At 74.2% G+C, this 19,056-nt stretch carries 17 protein-coding genes; 15 read left to right on the top strand and 2 right to left on the bottom strand.

Features of this window, described 5'->3' with window-relative positions; translation table 11 throughout:
• Nucleotides 1-10 precede the first annotated feature (10 nt).
• A complete protein-coding gene (locus J2X49_RS03285; protein WP_310122480.1) occupies nucleotides 11-955 on the bottom strand; it encodes an EamA family transporter in 945 nt (314 codons plus the stop codon).
• Between the two features lie 121 nt (nucleotides 956-1,076).
• On the opposite strand from J2X49_RS03285, the gene J2X49_RS03280 reads away from it, so the two are divergent.
• From J2X49_RS03280 to J2X49_RS03240, 9 genes are all read left to right on the top strand, one after another.
• Nucleotides 1,077-2,108, top strand: coding sequence for an ABC transporter ATP-binding protein (locus J2X49_RS03280; protein WP_310122479.1), 1,032 nt, complete (start codon nucleotides 1,077-1,079; stop codon nucleotides 2,106-2,108).
• The gene (locus tag J2X49_RS03275) at nucleotides 2,105-3,217 is read left to right on the top strand and encodes an ABC transporter permease (RefSeq protein ID WP_310122477.1); all 1,113 of its coding nucleotides are present in this window, start codon (nucleotides 2,105-2,107) and stop codon (nucleotides 3,215-3,217) included. The genes J2X49_RS03280 and J2X49_RS03275 overlap by 4 nt, the downstream gene beginning before the upstream one ends.
• Nucleotides 3,218-3,409: 192 nt before the next feature.
• Nucleotides 3,410-3,883, top strand: a complete 474-nt coding sequence (locus J2X49_RS03270) for a YbaK/EbsC family protein (protein WP_310122474.1) — start codon at nucleotides 3,410-3,412, stop codon at nucleotides 3,881-3,883.
• Nucleotides 3,884-3,949: 66 nt separating this feature from the next.
• A complete protein-coding gene (gene glgX / locus J2X49_RS03265; protein WP_310122472.1) occupies nucleotides 3,950-6,316 on the top strand; it encodes a glycogen debranching protein GlgX in 2,367 nt (788 codons plus the stop codon).
• A 13-nt stretch (nucleotides 6,317-6,329) separates the two neighbouring features.
• On the top strand, nucleotides 6,330-8,678 hold the full coding sequence (treY, locus tag J2X49_RS03260) for a malto-oligosyltrehalose synthase (RefSeq protein WP_310122470.1): 2,349 nt from the start codon (nucleotides 6,330-6,332) through the stop codon (nucleotides 8,676-8,678).
• Nucleotides 8,679-8,748: 70 nt separating this feature from the next.
• Nucleotides 8,749-9,210, top strand: coding sequence for a hypothetical protein (locus J2X49_RS03255; protein ID WP_310122466.1), 462 nt, complete (start codon nucleotides 8,749-8,751; stop codon nucleotides 9,208-9,210).
• A 46-nt stretch (nucleotides 9,211-9,256) separates the two neighbouring features.
• Nucleotides 9,257-9,700 carry a hypothetical protein gene (locus tag J2X49_RS03250; RefSeq protein WP_310122464.1) on the top strand — a complete coding sequence of 148 codons (444 nt, stop codon included), beginning with the start codon at nucleotides 9,257-9,259 and terminating at the stop codon, nucleotides 9,698-9,700.
• A 61-nt stretch (nucleotides 9,701-9,761) separates the two neighbouring features.
• On the top strand, nucleotides 9,762-11,492 hold the full coding sequence (gene treZ, locus J2X49_RS03245) for a malto-oligosyltrehalose trehalohydrolase (protein ID WP_310122462.1): 1,731 nt from the start codon (nucleotides 9,762-9,764) through the stop codon (nucleotides 11,490-11,492).
• Nucleotides 11,493-11,651: 159 nt separating this feature from the next.
• Nucleotides 11,652-12,677, top strand: coding sequence for a hypothetical protein (locus J2X49_RS03240; RefSeq protein WP_310122459.1), 1,026 nt, complete (start codon nucleotides 11,652-11,654; stop codon nucleotides 12,675-12,677).
• A gap of 24 nt (nucleotides 12,678-12,701) precedes the next feature.
• On the opposite strand, the gene J2X49_RS03235 is transcribed toward J2X49_RS03240, so the two are convergent.
• On the bottom strand, nucleotides 12,702-13,676 hold the full coding sequence (locus J2X49_RS03235) for a helix-turn-helix domain-containing protein (RefSeq protein WP_225792698.1): 975 nt from the start codon (nucleotides 13,674-13,676) through the stop codon (nucleotides 12,702-12,704).
• Between the two features lie 107 nt (nucleotides 13,677-13,783).
• On the opposite strand from J2X49_RS03235, the gene J2X49_RS03230 reads away from it, so the two are divergent.
• From J2X49_RS03230 to J2X49_RS03205, 6 genes are all read left to right on the top strand, one after another.
• The gene (locus tag J2X49_RS03230) at nucleotides 13,784-14,047 is read left to right on the top strand and encodes a hypothetical protein (protein WP_128189248.1); all 264 of its coding nucleotides are present in this window, start codon (nucleotides 13,784-13,786) and stop codon (nucleotides 14,045-14,047) included.
• A 67-nt stretch (nucleotides 14,048-14,114) separates the two neighbouring features.
• Nucleotides 14,115-14,294 (top strand): hypothetical protein, encoded by a 180-nt coding sequence (locus tag J2X49_RS03225; protein WP_146355789.1) that lies wholly within the window; start codon nucleotides 14,115-14,117, stop codon nucleotides 14,292-14,294.
• Between the two features lie 36 nt (nucleotides 14,295-14,330).
• Nucleotides 14,331-15,791: an amidohydrolase family protein gene (locus tag J2X49_RS03220; RefSeq protein WP_310122451.1), complete on the top strand. Its 1,461-nt coding sequence runs from the start codon at nucleotides 14,331-14,333 to the stop codon at nucleotides 15,789-15,791.
• A gap of 99 nt (nucleotides 15,792-15,890) precedes the next feature.
• Nucleotides 15,891-16,574 (top strand): acyl-CoA thioesterase, encoded by a 684-nt coding sequence (locus J2X49_RS03215; protein ID WP_310122448.1) that lies wholly within the window; start codon nucleotides 15,891-15,893, stop codon nucleotides 16,572-16,574.
• Nucleotides 16,511-16,666 carry a hypothetical protein gene (locus tag J2X49_RS03210; protein WP_246993253.1) on the top strand — a complete coding sequence of 52 codons (156 nt, stop codon included), beginning with the start codon at nucleotides 16,511-16,513 and terminating at the stop codon, nucleotides 16,664-16,666. Before J2X49_RS03215 ends, J2X49_RS03210 begins: the two co-directional genes overlap by 64 nt.
• 161 nt (nucleotides 16,667-16,827) lie before the next feature.
• Nucleotides 16,828-19,053: an acyl-CoA dehydrogenase gene (locus J2X49_RS03205; RefSeq protein WP_310122444.1), complete on the top strand. Its 2,226-nt coding sequence runs from the start codon at nucleotides 16,828-16,830 to the stop codon at nucleotides 19,051-19,053.
• The last annotated feature ends 3 nt before the right edge of the window (nucleotides 19,054-19,056 follow it).

Raw genomic sequence — 19,056 nt, 5'->3', positions numbered from 1 at the left:
CGGCCGCGCGTCATGGCAGCGGCGGCACCTGCCCCACGCCCGGCTGCCCGAGCCCGACCGGGCCGGTGAGCGGCGGCGGCTCGCGCCGGCCGCGCGCCGCGGTCATCGCGACGCCGACGGCGGCGACGATCACGAGCGCGAGCGCCAGCAGGTCGAGGCGGCCGAGCAGCTCGCCGATCACGAGGAAGCCGAAGAGCGCGGCCGACGCCGGCTCGAGCGCCATCAGGATGCCGAAGACCCGCGTCGGCACGCGGCGCAGCGCCAGCAGCTCGAGGCCGTAGGCGATGGCGCTCGAGAGCATGGCGACCGCGAACGCAGGCAGCAGCACCGACGGGTCGGCGCCGACCGCACCGATCGCCCCGAGCAGCCCGAAGGGCAGCACCGCGACCGTCGCGATCACGAGCGCTCCCGCAAGGCCGCCGACGCCCGGCACCTGCCGACCGACCGACGCCGACGCGAGGATGTAGCCCGCCCAGCAGGCGCCCGCGCCGAGCGCGAGCAGCACGCCGACCGGGTCGAGGTCCCCCGCGATCGACTGCGCGCCGATGACGCCCACGCCGATCGCGGCGAGCGCCACCCACGCGACGTCGACGAGCCGGCGCGACTGCACGAGGGCGAGCACGAGCGGCCCGAGCAGCTCGACGGCGACCGCGAGCGCGATCGGGATGCGCGGCAGCGACAGGTAGAAGAGCAGGTTCATGCCGGCGAGCGCGACGCCGAGCAGGGCTACCGAGCGCCACGCGGCGCGGTTCCAGGAGCGGATGCGCGGGCGCGCGATGACGAGGATCACGAGCGCCGCGAGGGCGAGCCGCAGCAGCGTCAGCGCGGCCGGGTCGATGCGGTCGAACAGCGTCTTCGCGATCGAGGCGCCGAGCTGCACGGAGGCGATCGAGCAGAGCACGAGCAGCACGCCCGCCACGACGCCGCCCGTGCGGAGGCGGGGGAGGCGCGGCATCCCTCCAGCGTAGGCGTCGGCGGCGACGTCATCCGCACGGATGACTCTGCGCGCGGCACTGGCCACGCGGCACCCGCGGGGGCCAGGATCGAGCCATGCAGCACCCCCTGAGCGGGCGACGATGACGTCCGGCGACCGGGCCGCCGAGCCCGGCGCGCCCGAGCCGATCCCCGCATCCGCCCCGCCCGTCTTCACCGACCCGCTCGACGGCGCGGCCGGGCGCCCGCCGCTCGACGCCGACGGCATCGTCGTCGACGAGGTGGCCCGCAGCTTCGGCAGCGTGCAGGCCGTGCGGCAGATGACCTTCCACGCCAGGCCCGGCCGCGTGACCGCGCTCATCGGGCCGAACGGCGCCGGCAAGACCACCCTGCTGCTCATGCTCGCGTCGCTGCTCGCGCCCGACGCCGGGCAGATCCGCATCGCGGGCGCCGACCCCATGCGCGACCCCCGCGCCGTGCGGCGCGCGATGGGGTGGATGCCGGATGTGCTCGGCACGTGGCGCACGCTGTCGCCGCGGCAGATCCTCACGACCGTCGGCCGGCTGCACGGCATGCCGACGGCGGCGGCGCGGGCACGGGCTGACGAGCTCATCGTGCAGGCGCGGCTCGAGGAGCTCGCGCGGCGCCCCAGCCGCGTGCTCTCGCGCGGCCAGCAGCAGCGGCTCGGCCTTGCCCGCGCGCTCGTGCACCGCCCGCGCGTGCTGCTGCTCGACGAGCCGGCCGCAGGCCTCGACCCCACCTCCCGCCTCGAGCTGCGGGAGCTGCTGCGCGGCTTCGCCGCCGCCGGCGGCACGGTGCTCATCTCGAGCCACGACCTCTCCGAGCTCGACGAGATCGCCGAGGACGCCGTCTTCGTCGACCGCGGCGAGGTCGTCGGCGGCGAGCGGCTCGTGCTCGCCCGGCAGGCCGCCCGCGAGTGGCGCATCCGCGCGCTCGACCCGCAGGCGCTCAGCTACCAGCTCGCCCACATCGGCGTCGCCTTCGACCGCGTGCGCATCGACGGCGACGTCGCGCACGTCGCGCTCGACCGCGAGGAGGACGCCGCCGACGTGCTCGCCCGGCTCGTCCGCGCCGGCGTCCCCATCACGCACTTCGCGCCCGCCGTCGGCGACATCGAGCGCACCTACCTCTCGCTCGCCGGAGGCCGACGATGAGCCGCACCGAGACCCCGCCCGTCGCCGACGAGGCGTCCCGCCCGGCTCCGCCCGACGCATCCGGAGCCCTCGGCTGGCTGCGGCTGCTCGGCGTCGTCGTCGGGCTCGAGCTCGCGCAGCGCGTGCGCAGCGTCGCCTGGTACGTGCTGCTCGGCGTCGTCGCGATCGTCGTCGGCGGCGTGATCACGGTGCTGTTCCTGTCGCTGCAGGGTTACCAGCGCGACCTCGGCGGCGCCATCTTCGCGATGACGATCTTCCTCGTGATGCTCGTCACGTCGCTCGTCACGCCGGCGCTCTCGGGCAACGCGATCAACGGCGACCGCGACGGCGGCACGCTCGCGTCGACGCAGGTGACGCAGGTGACGGCATCGCAGCTCGTGCTCGGCAAGGTGCTGGGCTCGTGGATCGCCTCGCTCGGCTTCCTCGCCGTGTGCACGCCGTTCATGCTCGCGTCGGCGATGCTCGGAGGCCTCCGCTGGGAGGCGGTGCTCGTCGCGATCCCCATCGTGGTGCTCGAGATCGGCGTCATCTCGGCGATCGGCGTCGGGCTCTCGGGCCTCATCCGCCGGCCGGTGCTCTCGACGGTCGTCAGCTACCTCGTCGTGGCGCTGTTCAGCGTGGGCACCCTCATCGGCTTCGGCGTCGCGACGATCGCCTTCCAGACCGAGGAGGAGCGGCAGGAGATCAGCTGGGACTACGACGAGCAGACCGGCAACGCCACGTGCGTCGAGACCGACCGCACCTACACGACCGTCGTCGCCCGGCCCGACCGGGTGTGGTGGATGCTCGCGGCCAACCCCTACGTGATCCTCGCCGACGCCATCCCGCCGCACTTCGGCGGCGACAGCTACCCCGACGACGTCTTCGGCCAGATCGGGCTCGGCGTGCGCGGGCTGCAGGAGCCGCCGCACGTCGAGTCGTGCGCCGACTACGACCCCATGGGCGGCTACCAGGGCGACTCGCCGCGCGAGATCTACGAGCGCACGGTGCCCAGCTGGTTCGTCGGGCTCGGCATCCACGTGGCGCTCGCGGCCGCGGCCGTGTGGGGCGCGATCGCCGCCGTGCGCGCCCCGGCCCGCCGGCTCGCCCCCGGCAGCCGCATCGCCTGACCCGCCCCGCCCATCCGCCCGCCCCATCGGCCCGCCCCATCCGCCCGACCCGCCGCCTCTGCTCGCTCCCTCGAGCACAACGCAAGCCCCGATCGCCCGGATGGCGGGCTGCCCGGGCCCGCGCCGCATCCGCCCGCGGAACGCGCACGCCGGGCTTGCGTCGTGCGCGAGCGGCCCGGGCAGGATGGGGGCATGACGCTTCCGACCAGGGCCGCCGCGATCCAGGCGCAGCTGCGCGAGCTCGGCATCGACCGCGACGTGATCCGCTTCGACGAGGGCACGCACACCGCGAAGGCCGCCGCCGCGGCGCTCGGCATCGAGGTGGGCGCGATCGCCAACTCGCTCATCTTCTGGATGGCGGATGCGCCGCTGCTCGTGATGACGTCGGGCCGGCATCGCGTCGACACGGCGATGCTCGCCGAGCAGCTCGGCGAGGGGCCGATCGAGCGCGCCACCCCCGAGCAGGTGCGCGCCGCGACCGGGCAGGTGATCGGCGGCGTCGCGCCGCTCGGGCACCCCGCGCCCATCCGCACGATCGTCGACGTCGCGCTCCGCGACCACCCGGAGCTCTCGGCAGCGGCAGGCACCGCAGACACCGTCTTCATGCTCACGTACGACGAGCTGCTGCGCATCACCGGCGGCGAGGAGCTCGTCGTCGGCGACTGATCGCCGGCCCCACTGCGGCGCCGGCTCGCACCTTCCCCGAAGCATGCCCGGCCTACACTCGGGCACGTGACTGACACTGCACCCACCCCCGCCCCCGCGCTCGAGGTCTGGCCCGGCGAGGCATACCCGCTGGGTGCCACGTTCGACGGCACCGGCACGAACTTCGCCCTCTACACCGAGTCGGCGGAGAAGGTCGAGCTGTGCCTGTTCGACGACGACGACGACGTCGAGACCCGGGTCGAGCTGACCGAGGTCGACGCGTACGTCTGGCACGCCTACCTCCCGAGCGTCCAGCCGGGCCAGCGCTACGGCTATCGCGTGCACGGCGCCTACGACCCGCAGCAGGGCCTGCGCCACAACCCGGCGAAGCTGCTGCTCGACCCCTACGCGAAGGCCACGAGCGGCACCATCGAGTGGGGCCAGCCGCTGCACAGCTACAACTTCGGCGACCCGCTGAGCCGCAACGACGACGACTCCGCGCCCAACATGGTCAAGGGCGTCGTCATCAACCCGTTCTTCGACTGGACGGGCGACCGCTACCCGCGCACGCCCTACAACGAGTCCGTCATCTACGAGGCGCACGTCAAGGGGCTCACGCAGACGCACCCCGACGTGCCCGAGGCGCTGCGCGGCACCTACGCCGGCCTCGCGCACCCGTCGATCATCGCCCACCTGCAGAAGATCGGCGTCACCGCGCTCGAGCTGATGCCGGTGCACCAGTTCGTGCACGACGCGACGCTCGTCGAGAAGGGCCTGCGCAACTACTGGGGCTACAACACGCTCAGCTTCTTCGCGCCGCACGCCGAGTACGCCGGCACCGGCGAGCGCGGCCAGCAGGTGCAGGAGTTCAAGGCGATGGTGAAGGCCATGCACGCCGCCGGCATCGAGGTCATCCTCGACGTGGTCTACAACCACACCGCCGAGGGCAACCACATGGGCCCGACCCTCAGCTGGCGGGGCATCGACAACCGCGCCTACTACCGCCTGGTCGACGGCGACGAGCAGCACTACATGGACTACACGGGCACCGGCAACAGCCTCAACGTCGGCCACCCGCACTCGCTGCAGCTCATCATGGACAGCCTGCGGTACTGGGTCACCGAGATGCACGTCGACGGCTTCCGCTTCGACCTCGCCGCGACCCTCGCCCGCGAGTTCTACGACGTCGACAAGCTCTCCACCTTCTTCGAGCTCGTGCAGCAGGATCCGGTGATCAGCCAGGTCAAGCTCATCGCCGAGCCGTGGGACATCGGCCCGGGCGGCTACCAGGTGGGCAACTTCCCGCCGCAGTGGACCGAGTGGAACGGCAAGTACCGCGACCAGGTGCGCGACTTCTGGCGCGGCGAGCCCACGGCGCTCGGCGAGTTCGCGAGCCGCCTGGCCGGCTCCGCCGACCTGTACGAGCACTCCGGTCGCCGGCCCGTCGCATCCATCAACTTCGTCACCGCCCACGACGGCTTCACGCTGCGCGACCTCGTCAGCTACAACGAGAAGCACAACGACGCCAACGGCGAGGGCGGCAACGACGGCGAGAGCCACAACCGCTCCTACAACTACGGCGCCGAGGGTCCGACCGACGACCCCGAGATCCTCGCGATCCGGGCGCGCCAGCAGCGCAACTTCCTCGCGACGCTGCTGCTCAGCCAGGGCGTGCCGATGATCCTGCACGGCGACGAGCTCGGCCGCACCCAGCAGGGCAACAACAACACCTACGCGCAGGACTCCGAGCTCAGCTGGATCGACTGGTCGTCGATCGACCAGCCGCTCATCGAGTTCACGGCCGCGGTGGCGCGGCTGCGCCACGACCACCCGACGTTCCGCCGCAAGCGCTTCTTCACCGGCTCGACGGTGCGCACCGGCGACGGCGAGCGCCTGAACGACATCGTCTGGCTGCGCGTCGACGGCACGCCCATGGAGTCGTCCGACTGGGAGGCCGCCGCGAGCGAGAAGGCCGTCGGCATGTACCTCAACGGCCACGGCATCGCGGGGCGCGGCATGCGCGGCGAGCGCATCACCGACAACCACTTCCTCATCTACTGCAACGCGTCCGAGGACGAGCTCGACGTGGCGATCCCGCCGGCCGAGTACGCCGAGGCATGGGATGTCCTCATCGACACGGGCGCGCAGGAGGCCGTCGAGGGGCCCGTGCGCGCCGGCGAGGTCGGCAAGCTCGCGCCGCGCTCGGTCGCGGTGCTCCGCGAGCACATCCCGCCCGTCGACCAGGACTTCTCGGTCGCGGCGTCGATCGCCGCGGCGAGCTCGTCGGCGCCGGGACCGGTGACGACGCCCGACTCGCGGACGACCGACGCGAGGCCGCTCCACGCATCCACGCCCCAGGCGGGCCCGGGCGAGCCGATCGAGCCCGGCCGCGAGGGCACCGTGCCCGACGAGCTGCCCGCCGACGGCGCATCCGACGACCATCCCGCCAGCTGACCCGAGGAGACCCGTGCGCACGCCGCAGAGCACCTACCGACTGCAGATCAGCGACGAGTTCACGCTCTTCGACGCGGCCGAGCGGCTCGACGCGCTCGCCGACCTCGGCGTCGACTGGGTCTACCTGTCGCCCATCCTCGAGGCCGAGCACGGCTCGAACCACGGCTACGACGTCGTCTCGCACGCCCGCGTCGACCCGGCGCGCGGCGGCGAGGCGGGGCTGGATGCGCTGGCCGAGAAGGCGCGCGGCCTCGGCATGGGCGTGCTCGTCGACATCGTGCCCAACCACATGGGCGTGGCCGTGCCGGAGCACAACGCGTGGTGGTGGCAGCTGCTGCGCGAGGGGCGCGAGAGCTCGATCGCGCCGGCGTTCGACGTCGACTGGGAGGCGGGCGGCGGCAAGCTGCTGCTGCCGATCGTCGGCGACGACGACTGGTCGGACGACGGCACCGTCGCCCACCTCGAGCTCGAGCGGGGCGACGACGGCGAGGCCCGGGCGCTGCGCTACTGGGACACGCGGCTGCCGGTCGCGCCCGGCACGGGCGAGGGCACGGCGCAGGAGGTGCTCGAGCGGCAGCACTATCGCCTCGGCCACTGGAAGACCGGCGACGACCAGCTCAACTACCGCCGCTTCTTCGCGGTGACGACGCTCGCCGCGGTGCGGGTCGAGCTGCCCGAGGTGTTCGACGCGACGCACGCCGAGATCGGCCGCTGGTTCGACGAGCGGCTCGTGCAGGGCCTGCGCGTCGACCACCCCGACGGCCTGCGCGACCCCGCCGGCTACCTCGAGGACCTCGACCGCCTCACGGGCGGCGCGTTCGTGCTGGTCGAGAAGATCCTCGAGCCCGGCGAGCAGCTGCCGCGCTGGGCGACGGCGGGCACGACCGGCTACGACACGCTCGGCGAGATCGACCGGGTGCTCACCGACCCGGCCGCGGCCGAGTCCCTCGATGCGCTCGACGCGCGACTGCGCGGCGGCGAGCCGGTCGACTGGGCCGAGCTCACGCACCGCACGAAGCGGCGCATCGCCGACGGGATCCTGCGCGCCGAGGTGCTGCGCCTCGAGCGCGAGGTGCGGGCGGCGGATGCGTGGGGCGACCGGGGCGCGCCCGACGACACCGCCGACGCGATCGCCGAGCTGCTCGCCTGCTTCCCCGTGTACCGCTCGTACCTGCCCGACGGGCTCGAGCACCTCGGCACGGCCGCGGAGCGCGCGAAGCAGCACCGGCCCGAGCTGGCCGAGACCATCGACGCGCTGCTGCCGGTGCTCGGCAACCCGCGGCACGAGGCGGCGCTGCGCTTCCAGCAGACGAGCGGCATGGTGATGGCGAAGGGCGTCGAGGACACCGCCTTCTACCGCTACTCGCGCCTGACGAGCCTCAACGAGGTGGGCGGCGACCCGGATGTCTTCGACATCACGGTGCACGACTTCCACACGTCGATGGCGAAGCGGCAGGCGGAGTGGCCGCACGCGATGAACGCGCTGTCGACGCACGACACGAAGCGCGGCGAGGACGTGCGCGCCCGCATCACCACGATCGCCGAGGTGCCCGAGCTCTGGGAGGGCTTGCTCGACAAGCTGCTCGTCTTCGCCCCCACCAGGGGCCGGGCGTTCGCGAACCTGCTGCTGCAGGCGGTCGTCGGCGCGTGGCCGGCGAGCGAGGAGCGGCTCGTCGCCTACATGGAGAAGGCCGCGCGCGAGGCCGACGCGATCACGCACTGGACCGACCCCGACACCCGCTTCGAGGGGCACCTCGCCGAGCTCGTGCGCAACGTGATGGCCGAACCCGCGAGCCGCGACGTCGAGGCGTTCCTCGCGGCGACGGAGGAGGGCTTCCGCTCGAACGTGCTGTCGGCGAAGCTGCTCAACCTCATGATCCCGGGCTTCCCCGACGTCTACCAGGGCTCGGAGGCGCTCGAGCAGTCGCTCGTCGACCCCGACAACCGCCGGCCCGTCGACTGGGAGCGGATGGATGCGCTGCGGTCGTCCGCGCGCGAGCCCGTCACGGGCGCGTGGGACCTCGAGGTCGCCAAGGTGCGGCTCGTGCGCGAGGCGCTGCGCCTGCGCCGCGAGCACCCGGAGCGCTTCGAGCACTACGAGCCGGTGCTCGCCTCGGGCGACGCCGAGCAGCACGTGCTCGCGTTCGACCGCGGGGGAGCGATCGCGATCGCGACGCGGCTGCCGATCGGGCTCGCCGCCCGCGGCGGCTGGGGCGAGACGGCGCTGCACCTGCCGCCGCGCGGCGACGACGCGGTGCGCTGGCGCGACGTGCTCACCGGCCGCGTCGTCGAGGGCGGCGAGGCGCGGATGGCCGACGTGCTCGGCACGCTGCCGGTCGCGCTGCTCACCCTCGCCGACTGACCACTGCCCGTCGAGCGCACGAGCGGCGGACTCCCGGCCCACCACCAGCCGGCGGGACTACCGTTCGCGCATGACGGCCGCAGGCGACGAGGTAGCGGCACCCCGGCCCACCTGGGTCGCGGTGCTCGGGCTCGTCGTGCTGTTCGGTGCCTGGGCCGCGTTCGCGTGGCAGGGCGCGCTCGTGACGCAGGGGCTCTGGTCGTCGCTGCCGAACGACCTCGGCGCGAGCGTGGCGACGGCGCTCACGACCTCGATCGCCTGGATCGCCCTGCTCGGCACGCTCCTGCTGCTCGTCGGCGCAACGCGCAGCAGCAGCTTGCGGATCCTCGACGGCGCGATCGGTGTCGCGGCCGGTGCCGTCGGCATCGCCGCGGCGGTCGCGGTGGCGGGGGCACCGGTGATGCCGTCGCAGCACGGCGTGGTCGCATGGGCTGCGGCGGGCGGAGCGATCACCGGTGGTGCGCTGCTGCTGGCGGCGCCACTGGTGCAGCGGCACCGCCGGGTGCATCCGAGCCGACTGCGGCACTCGTGACCGCGCCGTGAGGCGCGAACGACGGGTCGGGCGCTAGCGTGCAGTCGTGAGCAGCATCGACGCACCGCCCGACCGCAGCGGCACCGCGCGCCCGACCTCCCCGTGGACCGCCGTCCTCGGCCTCGCGCTCCTGTGGGGCGCCTTCCTTGGCATCGCCTACTTCGCGGTGCTCCTGACGCTCTGGTTCTTCGCGACGCTCGACCAGCCGGGCGCTGCCGTCGCCGTCGACCCCATCTCGCTCGTCCTCTCGGCGCTGCCCGTGCTCGCGCTCCTCGTCGTGCTCGTCCTCGCGACCCTCCGGCGACGCTGGGCCCGCTGGCTCGCCGTCGTCACGGGGGTCGGCGCGGGGATCCTCTCTTTCATCCTCCTCTTCGGGCTCACCGGCTCGCCTGCGCCCGAGACCGTGGCGATGGCGTCCGCCGCGCTCGCGGGCGCCGTGCTGCTTGCGCTGCCGTCCTCCAGCTCGTACTTCCGGCGTCGGGCGGACTGACAGCCCCGGGGACGAGCCCCGCACTCAGGCGCCGCTCCGCTTCGCTTGCGAGGATCGACGCATGAGCGAGCTGCACGAGTACCGGGTCTGGGCGCCGAACGCGCAGCGCATGCGCGTCGTCGCGGGCCGCGAGAGCGTCGAGATGACGAGCGCCGAGGGCGGCTGGTGGCACGCGCTCGCGCCTGCGGGCGACTACGGCTTCCAGATCGACGACGACGACGCGGTGCGGCCCGATCCGCGCAGCCGCCGGCAGCCCCACGGCGTCCACGAGCGCTCCCGCACGTGGGACGCATCCGCCCATGACTGGGCCGACGCCGACTGGACGGGCAGGCCCATCGCCGGCGGCGTGCTGTACGAGCTGCACATCGGCACGTTCACGCAGGAGGGCACGCTCGACGCGGCGGCCGAGCGGCTCGACCACCTGCTCGAGATCGGCGTCACGCACGTCGAGCTGCTGCCCGTCAACGGCTTCAACGGCACCCACAACTGGGGCTACGACGGGGTGGCCTGGTACGCGGTGCACGAGGGCTACGGCGGCCCGGCCGCCTACCAGCGGTTCGTCGACGCCGCCCACCGCGCCGGCCTCGCCGTCGTGCAGGACGTCGTGCACAACCACCTCGGCCCCTCCGGCAACTACCTGCCGCTGTTCGGCCCGTACCTCTCGAGCGAGGGCCGCTCCACGTGGGGCGAGCACGTGAACGTCGCCGAGCCGGCCGTGCGGCGCTTCATCCTCGACAACGTGCGCTTCTGGTTCGAGGACATGCACGTCGACGCGCTGCGCCTCGACGCCGTGCACGCGCTGCGCGACGAGGGGCCGCTGCACATCCTCGAGGAGATGGTGGTCGAGACTGCCGCGCTCGCAGCGCACCTCGGGCGGCCGCTCGAGCTCATCGCCGAGAGCGACCTCAACGACCCCACCCTCATCACCCCGCGCGAGGGCGGCGGCTACGGGCTCGACGCCCAGTGGTCCGACGACTTCCACCACGGCGTGCACGTCGCGCTGACGGGCGAGACCGAGGGCTACTACGCCGACTTCGCGCCGCTCACGGCGCTCGGCAAGGTGCTCGAGCGCGGCTTCTTCCACGACGGCACCTACTCGTCGTTCCGCGAGCGCGACCACGGGCGCCCGATCGACACCGACCGCTCGCTGTCGTGGCGGCTCGTCGTGAGCGCCCAGAACCACGACCAGATCGGCAACCGCGCCCGCGGCGACCGCATCACCGAGGCGCTCACCGAGTCGCAGCTGTTGTGCGCGGCGCTGCTGCTCTACGCCGGCCCCTACACGCCGATGCTCTTCATGGGGGAGGAGTGGGCGGCGTCGAGCCCGTTCCAGTTCTTCACCTCGCACCCCGAGGAGGAGCTCGGGCGCCTCACCGCCGAGGGCCGGCTCGCCGAGTTCGAGCGGATGGGCTGGGACCCGGCGGTCGTGCCCGACCCGCAGGACCCGGCCACCTTCGAGCGCTCGAAGCTCGACTGGGCCGAGGCGCGGCGCGAGCGGCACGCGCGAGTGCTCGACGGCTACCGGCAGCTCGCCGGGCTGCGCCGCGAGCTCGAGGCGCTCACCGACCCGCACTACGCGCGGAACGCCGTCGAGGTGGACGAGGCTGCGGGCGTGCTGCGGCTCGTGCGCCGGGCGGGCAGGACGGATGCGGTCGAGATCGTCGTGAACGTCGGCTCCGAGCCGCAGACGGTGCCGGTGACGAAGCGGCGGCTGCGCTTCCAGACGCACCCCGACGTCGCGGTCGCCGAGCAGCTCACGCTGCCGCCCGGCAGCGGTGCCCTCCTCGACTGACCCCGCGCCCCCTCCTCCCTCCGCCGGTCGAGCCGGTCGCGCAGCGACCGAGTCGAGACCACCCCGCCGCGCCCGCCCCGCCCCCTTCCGCCGGTCGAGCCGGTCGCGCAGCGACCGCGTCGAGACCACCCCGCCCCCACCCCGACTACCGTTGACCCCGTGACGCCCACCGTCGAGACCCTCGACCTCCCCGTGACCGGCTACCTCCAGACCCGCCGCGGCGAGATCGCCGAGGTGGCGATGTCGGCCGAGCCCGACGGCCCGCTGCGCCTCTACCTGCGCGTGCCGGAGGGCGCGGGCGAGCTGTCGCCCGGCCTCTACAGCACGTCGGTCGCGGCGCTGCTCGACGACGACCCCGACGAGGGCTGGCTGCTCACGGTGGTGCTCGAGCCGGAGGAGCCGGGCGCCGAGGTGCGCCGCGACCCGGTGTTCGACGCCCGCTACCCGTGGGAGGAGACCGACCTCGCCATCGCGCAGCACCGCGAGGATCTCGAGCTCGACGGCCCGGTGCCCGAGCGCGAGTGCGAGGTCGATCCGTTCGGCCTCTGGGCGGTCGACGAGCAGGGGCGGGCGTTCGTCGTCGATGGCGGCGTCGACGACGAGAGCGGGCTGCTGTGGCTGCACCCGGTCTCGCCCTACGGCCGTGCGCTGCACCCGGGCGTCTACGACGCCGTCGCGGCCGACGACGCGCAGGCGCCCGCGCTCGACGACGACGACGCCCTCGTGCCGGCGTCGGCGGTGCAGGCGCTGCAGGTGTACCTCTACGACGGCTTCCCGGATGCGCCGCACGGGGTCTGGCGCATCGGGTCGCGCGCCGCGCTCGAGGCCGAGGCCGAGGCCTCCCTGCCCGAGTACGACCCGACCGACTGGCTGCGCTGGCTCGTGCCGGTCGACGGCGGCGACCCGGTGCCCGTGCTGCTCGCCGACGCCGCCGACGGCTCGATCGCCTTGGAGGTGCTCGGTGCGCGAGCGCCGTCGTGGGCCGCCGGGCGGGCGGTGACGGCCGCCGCGCCGCGCCCCGACCAGGCGCCGGGGGATCGCCGCGAGCTGTCGCTCCTGTCGAAGCCGGTGGCCGAGCTGCGCTCCTCGAACGCGAAGATCCGCAAGCGCGCGCCCTCGCGCGTCGGCCGCTTCGTGCTCGAGGCAGAAGGGTGGATGCCCGAGGGCTGGAGCGCGCTCGGCTGACGCCGCCGTCGGGCGGGCGGGGACTCAGGCGTCGACCGTCTCCGAGACCGCGAACCGGCGGCGGTAGGCCGATGGCGCGACGCCCAGCTGCCGCGTGAAGTGGTGCCGCAGGAGCGCGGCCGTGCCGAACCCCGCCTGCTGCGCCACCGCATCCAGGCCCAGGTCGGTCGCCTCGAGCAGCGCCTGCGCGCGCTGCACGCGCTGCGAGACGAGCCACGCTGCGGGCGTCGTGCCGAGCTCCTCGCGGAACCGGCGCGCGAAGGTGCGCTCGGAGAGCCGAGCGCGACGGGCGAGCGAGGCGATCGTGTGCTCCTCGTCGAGCCGCGCCGCCACCCAGTCGATGAGCGGCGCGAGCGTGTCGGCGCGCTGCTCGGCGACCGGGCCGACCGCGTACTGCGACTGCCCGCCGTCGCGCAGCGGCGGCACCACCATCGAGCGCGCGATGATGGCCGCGACCTGGGCGCCCTGCAGCTCGCGGATGAGGTGGAGCGAGGCGTCGATGGCCGCCGCGGTGCCGGCGCTCGAGGTCACGGGGCCGTCGTCGGCCCAGAGCGCGTCGCGCTCGACGACGATGTCGGGGAACTGCTCGGCCAGCTGCTCGACGTGCCGCCAGTGCGTCGCGACCCGTCGGCCCGAGAGGATGCCGGCGCGCGCGGCGACGAAGGCGCCGGTGCAGAGCGTCAGCACGCGGGCGCCTCGGGCCACCGCCCGCTGCAGCACGTGGGCGATGCTCACCGAGCAGGCCGCGTCGATGCAGCAGTCGGCGTAGGGCGCGACGATGACGACGTCGGCCTCGTCGGCGAACGCCAGCCCCTCCTGCACCATGATCGGCAGGCCCAGCCCGCCCTCGACGCGGATCGGGCCCGGCGTGGGCGTCACCACCCGGAAGTCGTTGCGGGGCACGCCGCGGTCGGTGCGGTCGGCGCCGAAGACCTCGGCCGCGACCGCCAGCTCGAACGCGCTCACCTCGTCGTCGACGATGCAGGCCACCTGCAGCACGGCTTCCTCCGCTCTCCCTCGGGACCGATCCGCCTTGGCAGGATCTTGTCGAGTGTTGACCATCCTGCCACTGGTGGCAGGATCTTGGCAAGCGCAGACTTCCTGCCATGGAAGCACTCTGGATCATCCTCCTCATCGCCCTCGCGATCGGCGCCGTCGCCGGCACGATCGACGCCCTGCTGCGGCAGCGCGCCCCCCGCACCCCCGTCGACCCCGAGCGGCTCGCCCGGCTCCGCGAGCGCGTCGAGGACGCCGATGCCCGCCGCATCGCCGCCGAGGTCGAGGAGCGCATCGCCCACCGGCTCGACGCCCCCGGCAACGGCCTCGCCCCGCAGATGGGCGACGCCCGCGTCTGGGCCGGCGCGTACTGAGCCCCGCCGCCGCCGCCGCCCGATCCGCCTCTGGCGCGGGCGGCGGCGCAGGCGCATCATCGGTGCCATGGAAGCCACCTGGACGAGCGCGGCGACGGCCGATCCCACCTGGATCGTGCTGCTCGCCGCCCTCGGCGTCGTCGGCGCAGCCGCCACCGTCGTGCTGCTCGTGCTGCAGCGGGAGCCGCGCACGCGGGCCGACCGCGAGCGCATCGCCCGACGCCGCGAGCCCCGCGGCGCGCACTGACGCCGCCCGGGGCCTCGCCCCGGTAGCGTGCGAGGCATGCGCCTCGCGAACGCCCGCCTGCTCGACGGCACCCTCATCGACCTCGACATCCTCGACGGGGGCATCGAGCGGGTGAGCCCCGCCGGCACGACGCCCTCGACCGGCGCGCGGCACGACCTCGAGGGCGCGACGGTGCTGCCGGGCCTCTGGGACGAGCACACCCACATGGGCCAGTGGGCCCGCCACCGCACGCGCGCGAGCGTGCTCGACGCGGCGAGCGCTGAGGAAGCCGCCGCGCTCGCGGGACGCCACGCCCGCGCGCACCGGGGCGGCGAGCCCGTCGTGCTCGTCGGCATGCGCGACGGCCTCTGGCCCGCGCCGCCCACCCGCGCGCTGCTCGACGCGCAGACGGGCGACGTGCCCACGCTCGTGGTCTCGAGCGACGTGCACTGCTCCTGGCCGAACACCGCGATGCTCCGCCGCCTCGGCATCGACCTCGACGCGCCGCTGCTGCGCGAGGAGGCGGCGTTCGACGCGCTGAGCGCGGTCGAGGGGATGCTCGACGCCGACGCGCTCGACCGTCACGTCGTCGACGCTCTGGCCGCCGCCGCCGAGCGGGGCGTCGTGGGCGTGGTCGACCTCGAGTTCGACGACGCCGTCGGCGCCTGGATGCGCCCGGGCCGCTCCACGCCCCTCCGAGTGGAGGCGGGCGTGTACGCGAAGGACCTCGAGCTCGCCGCCGAGCGCGGCCTGCGGACGGGCGACGCGATCGCACGTCGGGCACGCATGGGGCGGCTCAAGGTGATCTCCGACGGCTCGCTCGGCACCCGCACGGCGTGGACGGCCCATCCCTACGGCTCTTTCGAGACGGGGGAGGAGGGCACCGGGGTGCGCAACGTCGACGACGCCGCGCTCGACCGCCTGCTCGCGCGCGCGGGCGAGCTCGGCATCGACGCGACGATCCACGCGATCGGCGACGCCGCCGTGACGGCCGCGATCGACGCGTTCGAGCGCGCCGGCACCGGCGGCCGCATCGAGCACGCGCAGCTCGTCTCGGGCGTCGACATCCCGCGGCTCGCGCGCCTCGGCATCACTGCCTCCATCCAGCCCGAGCACGCGCTCGACGACCGCGAGCTGACCGCGGCGCTGTGGGCCGACCGCAGCCGCGACGCGTTCCGCATCCGCAGCCTCTTCGACGCGGGCGTGGATGTCGTGCTCGGCTCCGACGCGCCCGTCACGCCGCTCGACCCGTGGCTCGCGATCGCCACCGCCGTCACGCGCACCCGCGGCGACGAGCACCCCTGGCAGCCCGAGGAGGCGATCTCCCTCGAGCAGGCCGTGCGCGCCTCGAGCCGGTCGCGGCTGGCCGCCGAGGAGCCCGCCGACATCGTCGTGCTCGGCGCCGCCCCGCCCGTGCCGTCGGCCCACGACGACCCGGCCGCCGTCGCCGCGGCGCTGCGCACCATGCCGGTGGCGCTGACGATGGTCGCCGGCGAGGTCGTGCACGGCGCCCTCTGACGACGAGGCAGCGCGCCGCGGGCCCTCCGCCGCAGATCATCCGCCAGGGGGCATCCGCCGCCTGCCATGATCGGCGCAGGCGAGAGGGCGACGATGGCGATGCAGGATCGGATCACGCTGCGGTTCCTCGCGGCGCCCACGGATGCCGCGCACGGCGGCGGCACCGTGCAGGCGGGCCGGGTGCTCGAGTGGATCGACAAGGCGGGCTTCGCGTGCGCCGCCGGCTACTCCGGCTCGTACTGCGTCACCGCCTACGTCGGCAACGTGCACTACACCGCGCCCATCCGGCCCGGGAGCCTCATCGAGGCGACCGCCCGCATCACCCACACCGGCCGCACGAGCATGCACGTGTTCGTCGCCGTCGAGGCGGCCGACCCGCGCACCGGCGAGTTCGAGGTCGCGCTCGACTGCCTGCTCGTGTTCGTCGCGGTCGACGAGCACGGCAGGGCCAAGCCGGTGCAGCCGTGGCGGCCCCGCACGAGCGACGACGAGCTGCTCGCGCGCGGCAGCGAGGAGCGCGTCGAGGCGCGCCGCCACATCCACGACCTGCAGCGGGAGATCGAGTTCTCCGACGACATGACGACGCCGGCCGAGACCTTCCGGTTCCTCGCGAACCCCGGCGACGTCAACTGGGGCGGCAACGCGCACGGCGGCATCGTCATGCGCGCACGCGCTCCGGCGACCCGCGCACGGGCGAGCTCGAGCTCGCCACCCAGTGCATGTCGGTCTACGTCGTGCGCGGCGACGACGGCGACGCGATCGCGCTGCCGCAGCTCGCGCTGACGAGCGATGCCGATCGCCGCGCCGACGCGCAGGTGCGCGAGATCGTCGCGCAGCGGGCGGCGCTCGCCCCGCTGCCCGTGCCGAGGCGCTGACGCCGCGACAGGGTTCGCACAGCGGATGCCCCGGGCCGTTGTGGATGCGGCACAACCGGTCGCGCCGGCCCGCGCCCGTCGTTGCACGGGCGTCCAACCCCTGACCGCACCCCTGGTCGACGCGCCTACCGTGGGGGCGCATCCGTCCTGAAGGGGGAACCATGGCCGACCGCACGTCCGCACCAGCCCGCGCCGATCGTCACCGCGCGAGCGCCGAGACCCGCCCGCGACTGCAGGGCCAGGTCGACGTGGAGTGGCTCGGCCGCGACCTGCTCGGCACGTGGGCCGAGCGCCGCCTCGCCGCCCGCGCGAAGGTCGCCGACCCCCGCTACCAGCGCATCGACGACCTCACGGTCGCCGAGCACCGCGAGCGCGTGCTCGGCCAGATGCGGCAGCTCGTCGACGACGGCGCCGTGCTCGCGGCCTTCCCGTCGCACCTCGGCGGGCAGGACGACCACGGCGGCAACATCGCCGGCTTCGAGGAGCTCGTGCTCGCCGACCCGAGCCTGCAGATCAAGTCGGGCGTGCAGTACGGCCTGTTCGGCGCCGCCGTGCTGCACCTCGGCACGCAGCACCACCACGACACGTTCCTGCCGCCGATCATGCGGCTGGATGTGCCGGGCGCGTTCGCGATGACCGAGACGGGCCACGGGTCCGACGTCGCGTCGATCGCCACGACCGCCACGTACGACGAGGCGACCGAGGAGTTCGTCATCCACACGCCCTTCCGCGGCGCGTGGAAGGACTACCTCGGCAACGCCGCGCTGCACGGCAAGCACGCGGTCGTCTTCGCGAAGCTCATCACGAAGGGCGTCGACCACGGCGTGCACGCGTTCTACACGCCGCTGCGCGACGACGAGGGGAGCTTCCTGCCCGGCATCGGCGGCGAGGACGACGGCTACAAGGGCGGGCTCAACGGCATCGACAACGGCCGCCTCCACTTCACGCACGTGCGCGTGCCGCGCACCAACCTGCTGAACCGCTACGGCGACGTCGCCCCCGACGGCACCTACTCGAGCCCGATCGCGAGCCCGGGCCGGCGCTTCTTCACGATGATCGGCACGCTCGTGCAGGGCCGCGTGTCGCTCGACGGCGCCGCGGTCGTGGCGCAGGAGGCGGCGCTCGCGATCGCCATCCGCTACGGCGCCGAGCGCCGCCAGTTCAACGCGTCGAGCGAGACGCAGGAGGAGGTGCTGCTCGACTACCGCCGCCATCAGCGGCGCCTGTTCACGCGCCTCGCGAAGGCCTACGCGCAGCGCTACGCGCACGAGATCCTGCTGGCGAAGTTCGACGGCGTCTTCTCGGGCCGCAGCGACACCCCCGAGGAGCGCGAGGACCTCGAGACGCTCGCCGCCGGGCTCAAGGCGCTCTCCACCTGGCAGGCGCTCGACACGCTGCAGGAGGCGCGCGAGGCGTGCGGCGGCGCCGGCTTCCTCGGCGAGAACCGCCTCGTGCAGCTGCGCGCCGACCTCGACGTGTACGTCACGTTCGAGGGCGACAACACCGTGCTGCTGCAGCTGGTGGGCAAGCGCCTGCTCGGCGACTTCTCCAAGCAGTTCAAGGGCGCGTCGAAGGCCGACATCGCCCGCTTCGCCGCCGACCAGCTCTTCGACCGCGCGACCGCGCTCGTGGGTCTGCGCACCCTGTCGCAGGACGTGCGCGACCTGCGCAACGTGAAGAAGTCGTCGATCGCCCTGCGCGACCGCGACGTGCAGCGCGACCTGCTCGAGGACCGCGTCGAGACGATGGTCGCCGACATCGCCGGTCGCCTGCGCCACGCGCCGAAGGACCAGGCGCAGGCCGCGGCCGCCTTCAACGACGAGCAGCACGAGCTCATCGAGGCCGCTCGCGCCTGGGTCGAGCTGCAGCAGTACGACGCGCTCGCTGCCGCGGTCGAGCGGATGCCCGAGGCGACCCGCAAGGTGATGACGCACGTGCGCGACCTCTTCGCGCTCACGATCATCGAGGAGCACGCGGCGTGGCACCTCGAGCACGGCCGCCTCTCGGGCGCCCGCTCGAAGGCCGTCACCTCCACGATCGAGCGACTGCTGCAGAAGCTGCGCCCGCACGCGCTCGACCTCGTCGCGGCCTTCGGGCTCGGCGACGAGCACCTGCGCGCGCGGATCGCCAGCGGCGCCGAAGGCGCCCGCCAGGCCGAGGCGATGGCCCACTACGCGGCGCTCCGCGCGGCGGGCGAGCTGCCGGTGCCCGAGAAGCGCGCGAGGGCGACCGACCCCGACGCGCAGCCGATCGTCGAGGCGGGCGCCGCGCCGCTGCCGCCGTCGGCGTTCGACTCGGCCGCCTCGGCGCCGTCGGTCGACTCGGTCGAGACGGTGCCGACGGATGCGTCGGCCGACGCCGAGGAGGCGCACGTCGCGACCCGCTGACCG

It is taken from the genome of Agrococcus sp. BE272, from assembly GCF_031457935.1.
Classification (GTDB): Bacteria; Actinomycetota; Actinomycetes; order Actinomycetales; family Microbacteriaceae; genus Agrococcus; species Agrococcus sediminis.
This window is presented reverse-complemented; position numbering and strand designations above follow the sequence as displayed.

Bases quoted from the DNA above. Each gene is read 5' to 3' on its own strand.
- J2X49_RS03285 (WP_310122480.1), bottom strand. From the start codon at position 955: ATGCCGCGCCTCCCCCGCCTCCGCACGGGCGGCGTCGTGGCGGGCGTG.
- J2X49_RS03280 (WP_310122479.1), top strand. From the start codon at position 1,077: ATGACGTCCGGCGACCGGGCCGCCGAGCCCGGCGCGCCCGAGCCGATC.
- J2X49_RS03275 (WP_310122477.1), top strand. From the start codon at position 2,105: ATGAGCCGCACCGAGACCCCGCCCGTCGCCGACGAGGCGTCCCGCCCG.
- J2X49_RS03270 (WP_310122474.1), top strand. From the start codon at position 3,410: ATGACGCTTCCGACCAGGGCCGCCGCGATCCAGGCGCAGCTGCGCGAG.
- J2X49_RS03255 (WP_310122466.1), top strand. From the start codon at position 8,749: ATGACGGCCGCAGGCGACGAGGTAGCGGCACCCCGGCCCACCTGGGTC.
- treZ (WP_310122462.1), top strand. From the start codon at position 9,762: ATGAGCGAGCTGCACGAGTACCGGGTCTGGGCGCCGAACGCGCAGCGC.
- J2X49_RS03230 (WP_128189248.1), top strand. From the start codon at position 13,784: ATGGAAGCACTCTGGATCATCCTCCTCATCGCCCTCGCGATCGGCGCC.
- J2X49_RS03225 (WP_146355789.1), top strand. From the start codon at position 14,115: ATGGAAGCCACCTGGACGAGCGCGGCGACGGCCGATCCCACCTGGATC.
- J2X49_RS03220 (WP_310122451.1), top strand. From the start codon at position 14,331: ATGCGCCTCGCGAACGCCCGCCTGCTCGACGGCACCCTCATCGACCTC.
- J2X49_RS03215 (WP_310122448.1), top strand. From the start codon at position 15,891: ATGCAGGATCGGATCACGCTGCGGTTCCTCGCGGCGCCCACGGATGCC.
- J2X49_RS03210 (WP_246993253.1), top strand. From the start codon at position 16,511: ATGTCGGTCTACGTCGTGCGCGGCGACGACGGCGACGCGATCGCGCTG.
- J2X49_RS03205 (WP_310122444.1), top strand. From the start codon at position 16,828: ATGGCCGACCGCACGTCCGCACCAGCCCGCGCCGATCGTCACCGCGCG.